The sequence below is a fragment of the Azospirillum sp. UENF 111221 genome, from assembly GCF_058780625.1.
Window position 1 is genome coordinate 139472 of record NZ_JBSNCH010000004.1, and the last position, 15267, is coordinate 154738.

At 67.3% G+C, this 15267-nt stretch carries 15 protein-coding genes and 1 tRNA gene; 11 read left to right on the plus strand and 5 right to left on the minus strand.

What is annotated here, in order from left to right; all coding sequences use genetic code 11:
• Positions 1-52 precede the first annotated feature (52 nt).
• Positions 53-481, minus strand: a complete 429-nt coding sequence (locus ACWPN3_RS12690) for a YqaA family protein (RefSeq protein ID WP_492239669.1) — start codon at positions 479-481, stop codon at positions 53-55.
• A 279-nt stretch (positions 482-760) separates the two neighbouring features.
• Between ACWPN3_RS12690 and ACWPN3_RS12695 the strand changes: the two genes are divergently transcribed.
• Positions 761-2632 carry a PAS-domain containing protein gene (locus ACWPN3_RS12695; RefSeq protein WP_492239668.1) on the plus strand — a complete coding sequence of 624 codons (1872 nt, stop codon included), beginning with the start codon at positions 761-763 and terminating at the stop codon, positions 2630-2632.
• An 8-nt stretch (positions 2633-2640) separates the two neighbouring features.
• Here ACWPN3_RS12695 and ACWPN3_RS12700 read toward each other — a convergent pair whose 3' ends face one another.
• The gene (locus ACWPN3_RS12700) at positions 2641-3555 is read right to left on the minus strand and encodes a LysR substrate-binding domain-containing protein (RefSeq protein ID WP_492239667.1); all 915 of its coding nucleotides are present in this window, start codon (positions 3553-3555) and stop codon (positions 2641-2643) included.
• A 109-nt stretch (positions 3556-3664) separates the two neighbouring features.
• Here ACWPN3_RS12700 and ACWPN3_RS12705 point away from each other — a divergent pair, with 109 nt between their 5' ends.
• From ACWPN3_RS12705 to ACWPN3_RS12715, 3 genes are read left to right on the plus strand one after another with little or no spacing between them, the layout of a single operon-like run.
• Positions 3665-4066 carry a tautomerase family protein gene (locus ACWPN3_RS12705; protein WP_492239666.1) on the plus strand — a complete coding sequence of 134 codons (402 nt, stop codon included), beginning with the start codon at positions 3665-3667 and terminating at the stop codon, positions 4064-4066.
• Complete coding sequence (locus ACWPN3_RS12710; RefSeq protein ID WP_492239665.1) at positions 4063-4497, plus strand: cupin domain-containing protein; 435 nt, start codon at positions 4063-4065, stop codon at positions 4495-4497. The genes ACWPN3_RS12705 and ACWPN3_RS12710 overlap by 4 nt, the downstream gene beginning before the upstream one ends.
• Positions 4494-5060, plus strand: coding sequence for a DUF4865 family protein (locus ACWPN3_RS12715; protein ID WP_492239664.1), 567 nt, complete (start codon positions 4494-4496; stop codon positions 5058-5060). The genes ACWPN3_RS12710 and ACWPN3_RS12715 overlap by 4 nt, the downstream gene beginning before the upstream one ends.
• A gap of 101 nt (positions 5061-5161) precedes the next feature.
• On the opposite strand, the gene ACWPN3_RS12720 is transcribed toward ACWPN3_RS12715, so the two are convergent.
• Positions 5162-5247: transfer RNA gene (locus ACWPN3_RS12720), tRNA-Tyr, on the minus strand.
• A gap of 169 nt (positions 5248-5416) precedes the next feature.
• Positions 5417-6277 (minus strand): hypothetical protein, encoded by an 861-nt coding sequence (locus ACWPN3_RS12725; RefSeq protein WP_492239663.1) that lies wholly within the window; start codon positions 6275-6277, stop codon positions 5417-5419.
• A gap of 486 nt (positions 6278-6763) precedes the next feature.
• Here ACWPN3_RS12725 and ACWPN3_RS12730 point away from each other — a divergent pair, with 486 nt between their 5' ends.
• From ACWPN3_RS12730 to ACWPN3_RS12750, 5 genes are all read left to right on the plus strand, one after another.
• Positions 6764-8380, plus strand: coding sequence for a DegQ family serine endoprotease (locus ACWPN3_RS12730; RefSeq protein ID WP_492239662.1), 1617 nt, complete (start codon positions 6764-6766; stop codon positions 8378-8380).
• 114 nt (positions 8381-8494) lie between these two features.
• A complete protein-coding gene (locus ACWPN3_RS12735) occupies positions 8495-9256 on the plus strand; it encodes a glycosyltransferase family 2 protein (RefSeq protein WP_492239661.1) in 762 nt (253 codons plus the stop codon).
• 54 nt (positions 9257-9310) lie between these two features.
• Entirely contained in the window at positions 9311-9646 is a 336-nt protein-coding gene (locus ACWPN3_RS12740) for a lipid-A-disaccharide synthase N-terminal domain-containing protein (protein ID WP_109448431.1), read from the plus strand.
• On the plus strand, positions 9643-11349 hold the full coding sequence (locus ACWPN3_RS12745; protein ID WP_492239660.1) for an ArnT family glycosyltransferase: 1707 nt from the start codon (positions 9643-9645) through the stop codon (positions 11347-11349). Before ACWPN3_RS12740 ends, ACWPN3_RS12745 begins: the two co-directional genes overlap by 4 nt.
• 171 nt (positions 11350-11520) lie before the next feature.
• On the plus strand, positions 11521-11919 hold the full coding sequence (locus tag ACWPN3_RS12750; RefSeq protein WP_109448435.1) for a hypothetical protein: 399 nt from the start codon (positions 11521-11523) through the stop codon (positions 11917-11919).
• 7 nt (positions 11920-11926) lie between these two features.
• On the opposite strand, the gene ACWPN3_RS12755 is transcribed toward ACWPN3_RS12750, so the two are convergent.
• Positions 11927-12931 (minus strand): ROK family protein, encoded by a 1005-nt coding sequence (locus ACWPN3_RS12755; RefSeq protein WP_492239659.1) that lies wholly within the window; start codon positions 12929-12931, stop codon positions 11927-11929.
• Between the two features lie 264 nt (positions 12932-13195).
• On the opposite strand from ACWPN3_RS12755, the gene ACWPN3_RS12760 reads away from it, so the two are divergent.
• Both ACWPN3_RS12760 and ACWPN3_RS12765 read left to right on the plus strand, forming a co-directional pair.
• Positions 13196-13960 (plus strand): hypothetical protein, encoded by a 765-nt coding sequence (locus ACWPN3_RS12760; protein WP_492239658.1) that lies wholly within the window; start codon positions 13196-13198, stop codon positions 13958-13960.
• Positions 13961-14356: 396 nt separating this feature from the next.
• Positions 14357-15262: an ABC transporter permease subunit gene (locus ACWPN3_RS12765; RefSeq protein ID WP_109491242.1), complete on the plus strand. Its 906-nt coding sequence runs from the start codon at positions 14357-14359 to the stop codon at positions 15260-15262.
• The last annotated feature ends 5 nt before the right edge of the window (positions 15263-15267 follow it).

A 15267-nucleotide genomic window follows, 5' to 3' on the forward strand; every position in this document is an offset into this window, starting at 1 on the left:
CATTGTTGTCTGATTTCAGCGGTATCACGCACAATGCTTCTACTACACTGTGCTATATTGCAACAATCAGTGCAACGTATCGTCCCAGCTTGCCGACGGTGACCAGCAGCAGAAAGAGGCGCAGGTCGACGCGCAGGATGCCGGCGACGAGCGTCAGCGGATCGCCGATCACGGGTACCCACGCCAGCAGCAGCGACCAGACGCCGAAACGCTGGTACCATCCGGTCGCCCGTTCGACCAGCGGGCGGGAAACCGGGAACCAGCGGCGGTCCTGAAAATGCATCAGATAGCGGCCGAGCGCCCAGTTGATCGTGGAACCGGCGACATTTCCGACGGTCGCCACCAGAATCAGCAGGCCATCGTGATAGTTGCCGGATGCATGCAGCCCGGCGAGCAGAAGCTCGGACTGGGCGGGAAAAATCGTCGCGGCCACCAGCGCCACCAGGAACAGGCTGCCATAGGCCGCGACATCCCCCATCATGCAAATCCTTTTCCCGCCAACGGCTTGACTGTCGCACCCCACGACAGGCGCTGGATTAGGCTTCGTGGTCGCGCAAAATCAAGAGGTCTGTCCGCCGGATTTCTCGGGAGGCATCCCGCAATGGCACTTGCCCGGCAACTTCAGAGATATAAGAATGCGAGAAACTAATCTTTTTTTGCGTTAGAATTTATGAGTATTCCCGTAATCAATGCTATTTGAATTGGGGTCTTCGCGCAAATTTGGTGGCTGGTGGACCGAGCGGAGGGAGTAGGCACGGGCATGGGGGAAACCGGGTTCGCCCGCTTCGACGCCGACGAACGTCTGGTGTGGGCCAATGCCGCCTTCGCGGCCCGGTTCGCCGTGGCCGGCAACACGACGCTGGACGGTCTGTTCGGCAGCCTGCTGGGCGGTGCCATGGCCGATCTGCGCCGTGGCCGGCCGATGACGTCCGCGCTTCCCGACGGCAGCGCCGTCACATTGGCGCTGGGGAGCGGCGGGGCGGGCGAGTGGCTGCTGACGGCGGTCGAGGCGGCCGTTGCCGGCATCCCGGCGGAGCATGGACCGTGGGCGAAGACCAGTTCGGTGCTCGACTGCCTCAGCCAGGGGGTGATGGCCTTCGACCGCGACCTCCGGCTGGTCGCCTGGAACCGGCGCGTGCTGGAGCTGCTCTACATCGATCCCGGATTCCCGCGCTACGCCCAGCCTTACGAGGCGGTGGTCCGCCACATCGCCGAACAGGGCGGCTACGGCCGCGGCAATGTCGACGATCTGGTGGCGCAGCGACTGCACCATATCCGCAAGGCGCCCTGGCCCTTCTATAACGAGCGTGTCCGGCCCGACGGCGTAATCATCGAGACGGTGACCCTGCCGCTGCCCGACGGTGGATTCGTCACCACCTACACCGACATCACCCGCCGCAAGCAGGCGGAGCGGGAACTGGCCTCCAGCCGGGACTTGCTGGAACAGGCGATCCGGGCGGCGCGAGAGGGCATCTCGCAATGGGACCTGCACAGCGGGGAGGTGTGGTTTTCCCCGCAATGGTGGGGCCTGCTGGGATATTCCGAAACGGAAATGGACAACAGCCGCCGCCGCTGGGAGGAGCTGCTCCATCCGCAGGACCGCGATGCAGCGCTGGAGATGGTGGAGGAACTGGCGACCGGCCGCCGGTCGGAAAGCCGCCAGCTCCAGCGTTTCCGCCACCGGTCCGGACAGACGGTCTTCCTGGAAACCCGCGTGCTCGCCGTGGCGGGGAATGACGGCCGGATCGCCCGCATCGTCGGCGCCCACACCGACGTCACCGAAAGCGTCCATGCGGCCGAGGCGGTGCGCGCCGCCAGGGATGAAGCCGAGCGGGCCCTGCAGGATTTGAAGGAGGCGCAGGTCCAGCTGATCCAGGCGGAGAAGATGGCGGCCCTGGGATCGCTGGTGGCCGGGGTGACGCACGAGATCAACACGCCGGTCGGCATTGCCCTGACCGGCGCCTCGCTGTTGGCGGAGAAGACCCGTGCCTTGCGGCATCTCTTTGAAGCCGGCAGCCTGCGGCGCGGCGATTTCGCGGACTACATCGACATCGCCGACGAGGCGACGCAGCTGATGCTGCTGAACATCGAGCACGCGACCCGCCTGATCCAGAGCTTCAAGCAGATCGCCGTCGATCAGGCCAGCGAGGAACGCCGCGTCTTCGAGCTGAACCAGTACATCCACGAGATTCTGCGCAGCCTTGGCATGCGCATCCGCCGCAGCGGGCATTCGGTCGAGGTGCGTTGCCCGGATGGTCTGACGCTCGACAGCTACCCCGGCGCTTTCAGCCAGATCCTGACCAATTTCGTCATCAACTCGCTCCTGCACGGCTATGAGCCTGGCGTCCGCGGCCGGCTGACCGTGACCGTCACGGCGACCGGTGGGGAGGTGGAACTGGTCTATGCCGACGACGGGCGCGGCATTCCGGCTGACCTGCACGGTAAAATCTTCGAGCCCTTCTTCACCACCAGCCGCGACCGCGGCGGCAGCGGGCTGGGCTTGAACATCGTCTACACGCTGGTCACGCGCACCCTGCGCGGGCTGCTGCGGCTGGAGAGCGAGCCGGGGGCGGGGACCGCCTTCACGCTGCGCTTCCCGCGGGTGACGCCGGCCGATCCGCTGCCGCTCTGAGGCCGGCGTCAGCCGGCGTCCGGTGTTTCCGGCATCCAGCCGGCCGGCAGTGTTTCGCGCAAAGCCTGCCGGATGATGGTGGCAAGATGATCGCCAATCGGGTTCGGCCCCCTGTCCGACCGCAAGAGCCGGAGGCCGAGCGACGGAAGTTGCGGCAAGCCGCCGGCGACGGGATCGAGCACGCGGACCGCCGCCGGCCGGCCCACCGGCGTCCTCAGGGCGATGCCGAGCCCCGCCGCCGTCGCCGCCCAGAGGCCGCCAAGACTCGGGCTGACGAAGGCGATGCGCCAGGCAATCCCATGCCGGTCCAGATGGTCGCAGGCGATGGTGCGCAGCAGGCATGGCGCCTCCAATGCGGCGAGCGGCAACGGCTCGGTCCCGCCGGCCCGCCAGACCGGCGCCTCCTCCGCCGCGGTCAGCCAGCACAACGGCAATGACGCGATCCGTTCGGTGGCCGATGCACTGCCGTCGTCCCATGCCAGGGCCAGATCGAGATGGCCGGAGGCGATTTTCTCGGACAGCTCGCTGTTGCGGGCGATGCGCCCCTCGATCCGGACCTTGGGGTGGGCGCGGGCAAAGCGGCCGAGGACCTGCGGCAACACGGTCTCGCCGAAATCCTCCTGGATTCCCAGACGGACCCACCCCTCCAGCCCCGCGCCGCGCACGGCGCTCATCGCCTCGTCATTCAGGTTCAACAGACGCCGGGCATAGGAGAGCAGCACCTCGCCGCCGTCGGTGAGCGTCAAGCCGCGACCCGACTTGCGCACAAGTGCCGTCCCGGCCTGTTCCTCCAGCTTCTTGAGCTGGGCGCTGACCGCCGATGTCGACCGCCCGAGCCGGTCGGCGGCCTGGGCGAAGGATCCGGCGTCGATGCCGGCGACGAAACTGCGCAGCGCATCCATGTCGAGGTTGGTCAGGCGCATTTGCAAAATCCCGCAAAACAGGACGATTCATTCAGAATAATCTGATTATCGGGACGATAATCTCCATCCATACTGGGGCTGTCAATCGCTCAAACAGGAGCGGCATGCCATGCCCTTCACACGGATTTCTTTGCTCGCGGGCAAATCGCCGGCCTATCTCGCGGCCATTTCCGACAGTCTGGACCGTGCGCTGGTCGACTGCTTCGAGGTTCCGGAGAATGACCGCTTCGTGGCCATTCATCAGCACCGACCGGATGAATTGATCTTCGACCGGACCTATCGCGGTGGCCCGCGCTCGGACGACTTCATCGTCTTTCACATCACCACGGGAAAGCTGCGGTCGCCGGAAACCAAGGCACGCTTTTACCGGCGGCTGGTCGAGACCCTTGCGGCATCGCCGGGCGTACGGCCGGAAGACGTGATGATCATGATCGCCGATTCGACCTTCGAGGATTGGTCCTTCGCATCCGGTGTGTCGGCCGGACTGCCGGCGCAGGAGGCCCGGTCATGACCGGCTATTTTGAAATGCAGATGTCCTGTCCGCCGGCCATGACCGTCCGACGCGCCGGCGAAGGCATTGTTGCCGCGCCCGAAGGGATCGCCAACGGCGCCTTCCTCGTCCAGATGCTGCTGTCGAGCCGGACGGAGGGGGAGATGACGGCAATGCGCGCCTTCATCCCGCCGGGCGTCGTGACCCATTGGCACAGCCATCCGTCCGGACAGCTTCTTTTCGTGCTCGACGGTGTCGGCCTCGTGCAGCGCGAGGGCGGCGAAGCGGTCGAGGTCCGTGCCGGGGACGCCGTCTGGTTCGCACCCGGCGAACGCCACTGGCATGGCGCGGCCCCGTCCAGCCCGTTCAGCTATGTCAGCGTCCAGCCGGTGCGGGACGGGACCGCCGTTCACTGGATGGAAGCCGTCGGGCAGGAGGAGATTTCCCAATGATCGCCATGCAATACAGCTTCGTGCTGCCCGCCGATTACGACATGGCGATCATCGACCGCCGCATTCGTCAGAAGGGGCCTCTGCTCGACGGTTTTCCACGGCTGTGTTTCAAAGCCTATCTCGCGGCAAGAAAGCAGGACGCCGGCTTTGCCAGTGCGGAAAACCTCTATGCGCCGTTCTACCTGTGGGATGAGCCGGAAGGGATCGACAGCTTTCTTTCCAGTCCGGGTTTTGCGGCACTGACACGCGATTTCGGCTGGCCGTCGGTGCAGACATGGCTGGTTTGGCATGCGGAACTGACGGGGAATTTGAAAGCCGCGACTTACGCGGCCCGCGACATCGCTGCGATTGCCGCCTATTCGGATCTGGCTTCTCAGCGGGACACTGCCATCGCGGAGGCAAAGTCGGCGATTGACGCCGGTGCATTGGCCGCCATTGCCGCGTTCGATCCGACGGGGTGGAAGATGACGAAAGTCACGCTCTGGCCCGGGCTGCCGCCTGTGATGACGGAGACGATGCAACTTTACACCGTCGGGCATGTCTCGCTGCCGAACGAACAATAAATCCGCGCATCGATGGCGCAGGATTGCTGTAACCAGGAGGGAGTTTTCAGCACAGTCGCCGCCTCAAGCGGCAACCCTGCGGGGCAGTGATTTCGCAGGGATGGTGGAAGGGGCTGGATTCGAACCAGCGTACGCTAACGCGGGCAGATTTACAGTCTGCTGCCTTTAACCACTCGGCCACCCTTCCATCGGGGTGCGGAGGAGTAGCCTTTCGACAGGGGGGCGTCAAGCCCCTTTTGCGCGAAAAACGCAAGCGGAGGCGCGGCAACAAATGCGGCAACAAAAAGCCTCCGTCCCACGGGGGGACGGAGGCTTTTCAAAGGGGCTTTTTCAAACCCGCTTTTTCAAAAGTCCGCTCAGTTCGGGCGGCGCGAAGCCCGATGCGCCGGGATCGGGATCGGGCGGATCGCCTGTTCCTCGCGGCGGCTGGCCGACATGTCGATTTCCACGCGGGCCAAGGCCTTGCGCAGTTCATGCACGGTGTCGGACAGGGACTGGATCGTCGCCTCGCTCGGCTGCTGACGCCAGCCGCGATAGGCGGAGATGCAGGCCTTGGCGGTGTCGCGCAGGCGGCCTTCGATCGCATCCACCGGTGGGGTCGGCTGGCCGGGAGCCCGCGGGGCCTCCGGCGCGGCGGCCACCGGTGCGGCTGGAGCCGGCGTGGGCGCCGGGGCCGCTGGGGCAGGGTCCGGGCGGTTCAGCCGCAGCGTTTCCGTCGGCGCCGGGGCTGGCGCCGGGGCCGCTGCCGGTGCTTCGGCCGGGGCCGGTTCGACAGCCGGTTCCGGCCGGGAGGCACGGGTCAGCGTGGTCCGGCCGGTGCGGCCGGCGGCGCGGCGCGGTTCGGCAGGTGCCTCGGCAGCCGGTGCCGGAGCGGGTTCGGCAGGAGCGGCCACCGGTGTTTCGGCCGGCGTCTCCGGGGTCGCCGCCGTCACCGGAGCAACGGCTTCGCCCGCCGTGTCCGCCGTGGCGGACGTGCCGGCCTCGGCGATCTGTGCATCGTCCTGCGCGTCACCGGAGACGGCGTCGCCCTGGCCGCTCGCGGCCTCCGCCTTCTTGATGATGTAGGAGATGGCGCTGGGGGTGCATTCGAATTCGCGCGCAATGGCCGAAAGGGTTGCACCGCTGCGGTAGCGATCAAGAATTTGGGGCCACGCCGACTGAGGAATGCGCCCACGCTTCTTGGGAGACTCCGGTTCGCTCCCGGTTTCTGAGTTCATTATATCGCTCGGTTGCCAAAGTGAATTTTCAGTCATTCGTCAGCATGTCCACCCGGACCGCACGCTTCAGACGCGGGACCACGCGGGCGCGTGCGTCAGCAGCATCGAGGCTTCACGCTGGCGGGCGATGTTTTCGGTATGGATGACTATCGGAAACTCTTCTCAAAAATGCCAGCATAACTTTGCACGGAATCGTGATTTTGTATCCGGTGTCACAACTGGGCACGATGCTTGGTGCAAGGCCTGCGGTTTTAAAAACTGCGGGCAGCCCGAAACCCAGAGTGGAACGAATCCGCCGCCGGCATCTTCCGGTCGCCGGACTTTTGAAAAGTGCGATGGACCCCGGACGGGGGGTTGCGTGTTTGCAGTTTCAGAACAAACCCGACCGGGGCCCGCCATTCAATGGTTTCTCGCCCAGGGTCTTTTGAAGAGCCGTTGGTCGCGACTCTTCGGCGTTTGCCCAACCGTTTTCTGCGGAGACCGTCCATGCCGCATGCGTCCGTGCCGCGTTCGTACCCGATCTTCCGACGCCTTCCGGCCGCGGCGCTGTGCGCGTTGCTGTCCGGTGCTGTGTTTTTGCCGGCGCTGCCGGCCGCAGCCCAGGACGCGCCCGCCGTCGGGGCGCAGCCGGGGGCGAGCAGAACATACGCGCCGCCGTCCTTCCGCGACCTTGCCCGCACGCAGATCGACACCGTCGTCAACATCTCCAGCACCCAGGCGCCCCAGCCCTCGGCGGGTGGCGGCAGGCTGCCGGAGGGGATGGACATTCCACCCGGCTCGCCGCTGGAGCAGTTCTTCCGTGAGTTCCGCAACCGGCAAAGGGGCGGCCAGGGCAACGGCTCGCCGGAAAGCGGGCCGAACGGCGGTCCGCAGGGGAGCGGTCCGCAAGGGCTGCCCAGCATGGCGCTCGGCTCCGGCTTCATCATCGATCCGTCGGGCCTGATCGTCACCAACAACCATGTCGTTTCCGACGCGGCCGAAATCGCCGTCACCCTGCATGACGGTACCAAGCTGCCGGCCAAGCTGGTGGGGTCGGACGCGCCGACCGATCTTGCGCTGCTGAAGGTCGAGAGCGCCAAGCCGCTGACCGCCGCCCATTGGGGCGACAGCGAAACGGTGGAGGTCGGCGATTGGGTGGTCGCCATCGGCAACCCCTTCGGCCTCGGCGGCTCGGTGACCGCCGGCATCCTGTCGGCCCGTGCCCGCGACATCCAGCAGGGCCCCTATGACGAGTATCTGCAGACCGATGCCGCCATCAACCGTGGCAATTCCGGCGGTCCGCTCTATGACGCCGGCGGCGCCGTGATCGGCATCAACACCGCGATCTATTCACCGACCGGCGGATCGGTCGGCATCGGCTTCGCCATCCCATCCTCGCTGGCCAAGCCGATCATCGACCAGTTGAAGGACGGCGGAAAGGTGCGCCGCGGCTGGCTGGGCGTCCAGGTCCAGCGGGTGACGCCGGACATCGCCGAAAGCCTGGGCGTGGAAGGCGCCGGCGGCGCCCTGGTCACCAGCATCTCGCCCGACAGTCCCGCCGCCTCGGCCGGGCTGCGCCAGGGCGACGTCATCACCGCCTTCAACGGCGACCCGCTGGAGCAGATGCGCCAGCTTCCCCGCCTCGTCGCCTCCACGCAGATCGGCAGCACCGTGCCGATGACCCTGTTGCGCGGCGGCAAGCAGCAGTCGATCCAGGTCACCGTCGGCGAACTGCGCGACGATCCGCAGCAGCTGGCGATGTCGGGATCGAGCGGCGCGCCACGGTCCGCCCAGCCGGAGGAGAGCAAGTCGGCGCTCGGCCTGAAGCTGGCTCCGCTGACCCCCGGCCTGCGCGAAACCTTCGCCATCGGCGAGGATGTCGACGGTCTGGTGGTCACGGAGGTCGACCGCGACAGCGCGGCCTCGCAGCGCGGGCTCGACCTCGGCGACGTCATCGTGGAGGCCGGGCAGGAACCGGTGGCGACCGCCGCCGATCTGGAAACCCGCATCGCCAAGGCCAAGGAACAGGGGCGCAAGACCCTGCTGATGCTGGTCAGCCGCGGCGGCGACCTGCGGTATGTGCCGCTGCCCCTGGTCCCCGAGACCGGTGGCAAGAAGGGGTAGTCCGGCCTCTGCATCCGTATATCGGACGGAAGCGGGGATCTGCCCCGCTTCCGTCTCATCCTTTTCCGCTACCGTTCGCCGCGCCGCGAGAGTAATTTGCCGCCCGTTTGGCGAATGGGATGGCAAACCGTGAGCATTTATCCGGAGAGCGGCCAGCCGGTGCGGCTGTCGGTCGTTGTCCCCGTTTTCAACGAGGCCGAGAACGTGCTGCCCCTGCTCGAAGAGATCGAGCGGGCACTGGCTCCGGTCGGCGGTTTCGAGGTCATCTTCGTCGACGACCAGTCCGACGACGACACCCAGGCGCGTCTTGCCCCGGCGGTCGAGGCCGGCCGGCTGCGCGTGCTGCGTCATGTCCAGCGCTCCGGCCAGAGTGCGGCGGTGCGCAGCGGCGTCAAGGCGGCGCGCGGCGAGTTCGTGGTGACGCTCGACGGCGACGGCCAGAACGATCCGGCCGACATCCCGGCACTGTTCGCTCTGGTGTCGACGGGCGAGGCGGGAGCGCCGGTGCTGGTCGGCGGCTTGCGCAAGAAGCGGCAGGACACGCTATCGAAGCGCTGGGCCTCGAAGTTCGCCAATGCCGTCCGCCAGTCCTTCCTGCAGGACGGCTGCACCGACAGTGGCTGCGGGCTGAAGCTGTTCCGCCGCGACGCCTTCCTCGACCTGCCCTTCTTCGGGGCGATGCACCGGTTCCTGCCGGCGCTGTTCCGCGCCCACGGCCACCCGGTGGCTTATGTGCCGGTGAACCATCGTCCGCGCGAACGCGGCGTGTCAAAATACAACAACTGGCGGCGCGGGCTGATCGGCGTGGTCGATCTGCTGGGCGTTTACTGGCTGAAGCGGCGGACGAAGATGTCGCCGGTCTCCGAACGCCTCTGACGTCTTTTAAAGCCGATCGACCCTCAAGCGACCCATTCGGTACAGGATTCAACGATGCTAGAGCGCGCCGCAGCGTGGTTCCAGGGGCAAAGCACCACCGACCTGATCTGGGTCGGCATCGGCTTTTTCGCCCAGCTGATGTTCACCATGCGCTTCATCGTGCAGTGGATCGCCAGTGAAAAGGCGCGCCGCAGCGTGGTGCCGGAGATGTTCTGGTACTTCTCGCTGGGCGGCGGCGTCATGCTGTTCGCCTATGCCTTCTACCGCTTCGACCCGGTCTTCATGCTGGGGCAGGGCATGGGCTTGGTGATCTACGCCCGCAACGTCTATTTCGTCTGGTCGCACAAGAAGTCGCAGGCCACCGGCGACGCGGTACCGAGCAAGCCGTGACCGCAGCGTCTTCGCCGCAAGGCCGTCTGCCGGCCAGCCGCCTGCCGATCTGGGCCTATGCGCTGCTGGCGCTGATCGCCGCGGCGCTGTTCCTGCCGGGCTTCACGGTGCTGCCGCCCTTCGACCGGGACGAGGCGCGCTTCGCCCAGGCATCGTCGCAGATGCTGGACAGCGGCAACTATGTCGACATCCGCTTCCAGGACGAGACGCGCTACAAGAAGCCGGTCGGCATCTACTGGCTGCAGACCGCAGCGACCGCTGCCGCCGATGTTGTGCGCGGAATTCCGGTCGGTGCCGACAAGGTCATCTGGACCTACCGCATCCCCTCGTTCCTGGGCGCCATCCTGGCCGTCCTCGCCAGCGCCTGGACGGCGGCCCGGCTGTTCGGCGGCCCGGCCGGCTTCATCGCCGGGCTGATGATGGCCTCCTGCGTCGTGCTGGGGGTCGAGGCGCGGATGGCCAAGACCGATGCCGTGCTGCTCTCCACTGTGGTGGTCGGGCAGGCGGTGCTCGCCCAGCTCTATCTCGGCCGCCGTGGGCCGGTCCCCGCCGGGCGCGCTGCCTGGGTGGCTCCGCTGGTCTTCTGGATCGCCGCCGGCATCGGCGTGCTGGTCAAGGGGCCGATGGTCCTGCTGGTGTCCGGCAGCACGGCGCTGGTTCTGGCGCTGTGGGACCGCGAGGCCGGGTGGCTGAAGCGGTTGAAGCCGCTGGCCGGGATCGGCATCGTCGTCGCGATCGCCGCCCCCTGGCTGATCGCCATCGCCATCAAGAGCAAAGGCGCCTTCTTCGCCGAATCCGTCGGCCACGACATGCTGGGCAAGGTGTCGGGCGGTCAGGAGGGCAAGGGGCTGCCGCCCGGCTATTACCTCGGCACCTTCTGGGTGACCTTCGCCCCCTGGTCGCTGCTGGCCCTGCTGGCCGTTCCCTGGGTGTGGGCGCGCCGCCGTCTGGATGCTGTGCGCTTCTGCATCGCCTGGATCGTCCCGAGCTGGTTGGTGTTCGAGGCGGTGCCGACCAAGCTCCTGCACTATACCCTGCCTGTCTTCCCGGCCATCGCCGCCATCGCCGCGGCGGCCTTGATCGACGGTTTCGACCGCAGCCGCGAAAAGCCGCGCCGCTGGCTGGTTGCCGCCGCGGTGGCGCTGGGCGTGATCGGTTTCGGTGCCTTGACGCTGGCGGTGGCGGTGATCCCCTGGCTGGTCGATGGCCGGATCGATCCGGTCGGGATGGCGCTGGTGCCGGCGGTGGGTGGCCTCTTCGCGCTCGCCCTGCGCTCTCTTCTGCGTGGGGAGCGGCGGGCCGGGCTTGCCGCCGGGGTCGGTGCCGCGGCGCTGCTCTATGCCGGGACCTATGCCGCCGTGCTGCCGAGCATCGACGGCGTGTGGGTCAGCCGGCAGGCCGCCCGCGCTGTCGCGCAGGTCCGGCCCTGCCCGGACAGCGTGGTGGCGACCGCCGGCTATTCGGAGCCGAGCCTGGTCTTCCTGCTCGGCACGCCGACCAAGCTGGTCCATGGTGCCGGCGCTGCCGCGCATCTGACGGCGGACCGCGCCTGTGGGCTTGCCCTGGTGGAGGACCGCGAGGCGCCGGCCTTCCTCGACAGCCTGGGCACCGTGACGCCGCTGCCGCTGACCGAGCTGTCGGGCTTCAACTACAACACCGGAAAGCGCCTGCACCTGACGCTCTACCGCCTGCCGGCCTCCTGACGGGGTCTCCCAACGGAATAGCCCCGGCGCCGTATCGCAAGGCGGGACCTATGCCCCGCATGGGCATGCGGCGACCGGGGTGGGTAACGCGCCTCCGCATTGGACGGCGCGGGTGCTTTGCGTTCGACTGCTCCTTCCGATCCGTTTTCCCGGACGAAAGGTGCCTGTTCGATGACCCGCGTTGCCTTCTCTGCCGATACCGCCATCCGGACCGCCGTCGCCGCCGCACTGGCGGTGATGACGCTGTCGCTGCCGGCCCACGCCCAGAAGCAGGAATATGCGCCCTGGGTGTACGACCAGATGGTCCCGACCGGCCCGCTGCTGCGCAACCTGGATCAGGCCCAGCCGCTGCCCGGCCCGGCGCCGTCCCATTGGGGGGCGACGAAGGCGGGCAAGGACCGGGCCGGCATGGCGCGATACGGCACCGACGTGAAGCGGACGGACAAGCATTACTCCGCGTCCCATTCGCTGACGCCGCCGCCGGTGGATCCCGCGGCCGCCAAGCGCGTAATGGCCGCACCGCGCAGCGCCGACGCTCCGCCTGTGCCGCGAACCGCGCGACGGGAGTAAGGACCGGCTACTCCGCCGGCAACTCTCCGGGCCGCCACAGCCATGCCGCACCGCGCACGCCACTGGAATCGCCGTGGCGGGCGCGGCGCACCGGCGTGTCCAGCCGGTCGCTGAAGGCCCAAGGCTGCATCGCCGCCGGCAGCCGGTCATACAGCAGGTCCGCGTTCGACAGGCCGCCGCCCAGCACGATGACGTCGGGGTCCAGCAGGTTGGCGACCGCCGCCAGACCGCGGGCGAGACGGCCGACCAGCCGGTCCGCCGTCGCCCCGCACCCGGCATCTTCGGCCGACGGGTCGGCGGCGCGGACCAGGATGGCCGCGGCGTCCAGCCTTTCGCCGGTTGCGGTGAAATGGTCGGCCGCAACCGCAGGACCGGAGACGAAAGTTTCCAGGCAACCCTGTTTGCCGCAATAGCAGGCCGGCCCCGGCCGCTCCTCGTCGGTCGGCCAGGGCAGCGGGTTGTGGCCCCATTCCCCGGCGATGGCGTTGCGCCCGCCCAGCACCCGGCCGTGAACGACGATGCCGGCGCCGCAGCCGGTGCCGAGGATCGCCGCGAACACCACGCCGCAGCCGGCCCCGGCGCCGTCGGTCGCTTCCGACACCGCAAGGCAGTTGGCGTCGTTCTCGATCCGCACCGGACGGGCGAGCGCCCGGGACAGGTCGCGCGTGAAGTCGCGTCCGATCAGCCATGTGGAGTTGGCGTTCTTCACCAGCCCGGTCGCGGGTGAGATGGCGCCCGGAATGCCCAACCCCACCGTCGCTCTGCTTCCAGCGGGGATTTCCTGTTCCAGCCGGGCCACCAGATCGCGGATCGTGGCGACGGTGCCGTCGTAATCGCCCTTGGGCGTCGGAACTCTGTGGCGCGCCAGCTGGTTTCCCTGACGGTCGAGCAGGATGCCCTCGGTCTTGGTGCCGCCCAGATCGATGCCGATGCGGTGTCCGCTCCGGTATTCTGCCGCGGTCCCTGTTCCGGCAGATTGTGTTCCGGCCGATTGCGATCCGGTGGCTGCCATGCCCTGTCACCTGTCCGACTGTGCTGCGCCAATCCATAGCGTCGCCGGCCCGGTCCCGTCCAGCGACGCACGCTCCCTCCGTCGGGAGGGGAGCAACCTTCGGTCACCCGGCGTTGCCTGCCCGACGCGCCGATGGGACAAAACGCAAGCATCGGCCAAATCTCATTGACCCGTCACGGCGTTCGGGTAGAAGGTCGCCGACTGTCGGGCACTGCAGTTTCCCGCCCGAACCCGTCCTGTCGTACCGCGCCACCGGAGCCCCTGATGAGTCGCCAGCGCGCCGCCCTCCGCCATTCCCTCAAAGCCCTGACCGGCGCCGCCGTCCTCGGCGCGCTGCTCGCCCTGCCGGCGTCCGCCGGCGCTGCCGCCAAGGAGCCGGCGAAGCCGGCCGCCACCAAGGCTGCGCGCCCGGCGAAGTCCAGCGTCCCGGCCACGCCTGCCTGCTACAACCGCGCCGAACATGCGGCCGAGCAGCTGATGCGCATGCACACCGAGATGATGGTGGTCGGCCTGACCTGCCGCACGGTCGTGCCGGACAAGAAGCCGTTCGACCTGTACCAGGACTTCTCGGTCAAGAACCGCGCCCTGCTGTCCAGTTCGGAAGCGTCGCTGATCAACTTCTACAAGCGCTCTGGCTCCGGCGGCAACGCCACCCGCCAGTTCGACATGTTCCGGACCGAACTGGCGAACGAGATCAGCCGCCGCGCCGCCACCATCGGCATCCCGCAATATTGCGCCAACTTCGTCGACCGTTCGGTCGCCGCGAAGGACCTGACGGGGGACGATCTTCGCACCCTGACCAGCGACGAGAAGAACGCCGGCCTGATGCATCTGGCCAGCCGCCCGCTCTGCGACGTGAAGGTGGTCAGCAACCCCGACCCGGTCTTCGCCGTCGCCTCGGCCGCGCCCGCTCCGGCAGCGCCCAAGGCCACGACCGCCAAGGCGAAGCCGGCCAAGGCCGCCGCTCCCGCCAAGCCGAAGCAGAAGGTTGCCGCCGTCCCGACCAAGCAGTCCGTCGCCGTCCGCTGACGGCTTGACGGTCCGCGTCGTCTTGCAAAACGCCCTGCCGGCAACCGCCGGTGGGGCGTTTCGCGTTTCCGGCCCTTTCTCTTCGCCGCGACGCATGCGGACAACACAAATCTGTCTTGCAAAAATCCGTCAGGCTGGTACTACCGAAAAGGTCAGGAGTGGCACTTGCCGGACGGCCCGGCCGGATCGCGGGAGCCGCCTCCGAACAGGAAAAATCTTGGTCCGTCAGACCAATAGACGGAACTCCGGATGATACGGCATTCCGTTTGGTGACTGGACGGGCTGCACCAGACAGAGTGCACCAGACAGGGGGGCTGCTGTTGCGAGACCGGTGTGCCGAGTGTGCCCGTGCCGCCGCACCCTGCCTTTGCGCCGCGCTGAAGGTGGGATGAGGACATGGAATATTTTCTTCAGCAATTGATCAACGGCTTGTCGCTCGGTGCGATCTACGGCCTGATCGCAATCGGCTACACGATGGTGTACGGCATCATCGGCATGATCAACTTCGCCCATGGCGAGATTTACATGATCGGCTCCTTCGTGGCGCTGATCACCTTCCTGGCCATCGGTGCGCTCGGCATCACCTGGGTGCCCTTGGCGCTGCTGATCATGCTGCTCGCCTCCATGCTGTTCACCAGCGTCTATGGCTGGACGGTCGAGCGCATCGCCTACCGGCCGCTGCGCTCCTCGCCGCGCTTGGCGCCGCTGATCTCCGCCATCGGCATGTCGATCTTCCTGCAGAACTACATCCAGATCCTCCAGGGCGCCCGCTCCAAGCCGCTGCAGCCCATCCTGCCCGGCAACCTCACCCTGATGGACGGCGCCGTCTCTGTCAGCTACGTCCGGCTCGCCACCATCATCATCACGCTGGTCCTCATGGTCGGCTTCACCATGCTGATCAACCGCACCTCGCTGGGACGCGCCCAGCGCGCCTGCGAGCAGGACAAGAAGATGGCCGGGCTGCTCGGCGTCAACGTCGACCGCGTCATCTCGCTGACCTTCGTCATGGGGGCTGCACTCGCCGCCGTCGCCGGCATGATGGTGCTGCTGATCTATGGCGTCATCGACTTCTACATCGGCTTCCTGGCCGGCGTGAAAAGCTTCACCGCCGCCGTGCTCGGCGGGGTCGGCTCGCTGCCCGGCGCCATGCTCGGCGGTGTGGTCATCGGCCTGATCGAAGCCTTCTGGTCGGGCTATGTCGGCTCCGAATGGAAGGACGTCGCCACCTTCTCCATCCTCGTCCTCGTCCTGATCTTCCGGCCCACCGGCCTGCTCGGCCGGCCCGAGATCGAGAAGGTGTAAGCGCC

What these genes read in the sequence shown, in the direction of transcription:
- ACWPN3_RS12690 (WP_492239669.1), bottom strand. Translation starts at nt 481, where the DNA reads ATGATGGGGGATGTCGCGGCCTATGGCAGCCTGTTCCTGGTGGCGCTG.
- ACWPN3_RS12695 (WP_492239668.1), top strand. Translation starts at nt 761, where the DNA reads ATGGGGGAAACCGGGTTCGCCCGCTTCGACGCCGACGAACGTCTGGTG.
- ACWPN3_RS12700 (WP_492239667.1), bottom strand. Translation starts at nt 3,555, where the DNA reads ATGCGCCTGACCAACCTCGACATGGATGCGCTGCGCAGTTTCGTCGCC.
- ACWPN3_RS12705 (WP_492239666.1), top strand. Translation starts at nt 3,665, where the DNA reads ATGCCCTTCACACGGATTTCTTTGCTCGCGGGCAAATCGCCGGCCTAT.
- ACWPN3_RS12710 (WP_492239665.1), top strand. Translation starts at nt 4,063, where the DNA reads ATGACCGGCTATTTTGAAATGCAGATGTCCTGTCCGCCGGCCATGACC.
- ACWPN3_RS12715 (WP_492239664.1), top strand. Translation starts at nt 4,494, where the DNA reads ATGATCGCCATGCAATACAGCTTCGTGCTGCCCGCCGATTACGACATG.
- ACWPN3_RS12725 (WP_492239663.1), bottom strand. Translation starts at nt 6,277, where the DNA reads ATGAACTCAGAAACCGGGAGCGAACCGGAGTCTCCCAAGAAGCGTGGG.
- ACWPN3_RS12730 (WP_492239662.1), top strand. Translation starts at nt 6,764, where the DNA reads ATGCCGCATGCGTCCGTGCCGCGTTCGTACCCGATCTTCCGACGCCTT.
- ACWPN3_RS12735 (WP_492239661.1), top strand. Translation starts at nt 8,495, where the DNA reads ATGGGATGGCAAACCGTGAGCATTTATCCGGAGAGCGGCCAGCCGGTG.
- ACWPN3_RS12740 (WP_109448431.1), top strand. Translation starts at nt 9,311, where the DNA reads ATGCTAGAGCGCGCCGCAGCGTGGTTCCAGGGGCAAAGCACCACCGAC.
- ACWPN3_RS12750 (WP_109448435.1), top strand. Translation starts at nt 11,521, where the DNA reads ATGACCCGCGTTGCCTTCTCTGCCGATACCGCCATCCGGACCGCCGTC.
- ACWPN3_RS12755 (WP_492239659.1), bottom strand. Translation starts at nt 12,931, where the DNA reads ATGGCAGCCACCGGATCGCAATCGGCCGGAACACAATCTGCCGGAACA.
- ACWPN3_RS12760 (WP_492239658.1), top strand. Translation starts at nt 13,196, where the DNA reads ATGAGTCGCCAGCGCGCCGCCCTCCGCCATTCCCTCAAAGCCCTGACC.
- ACWPN3_RS12765 (WP_109491242.1), top strand. Translation starts at nt 14,357, where the DNA reads ATGGAATATTTTCTTCAGCAATTGATCAACGGCTTGTCGCTCGGTGCG.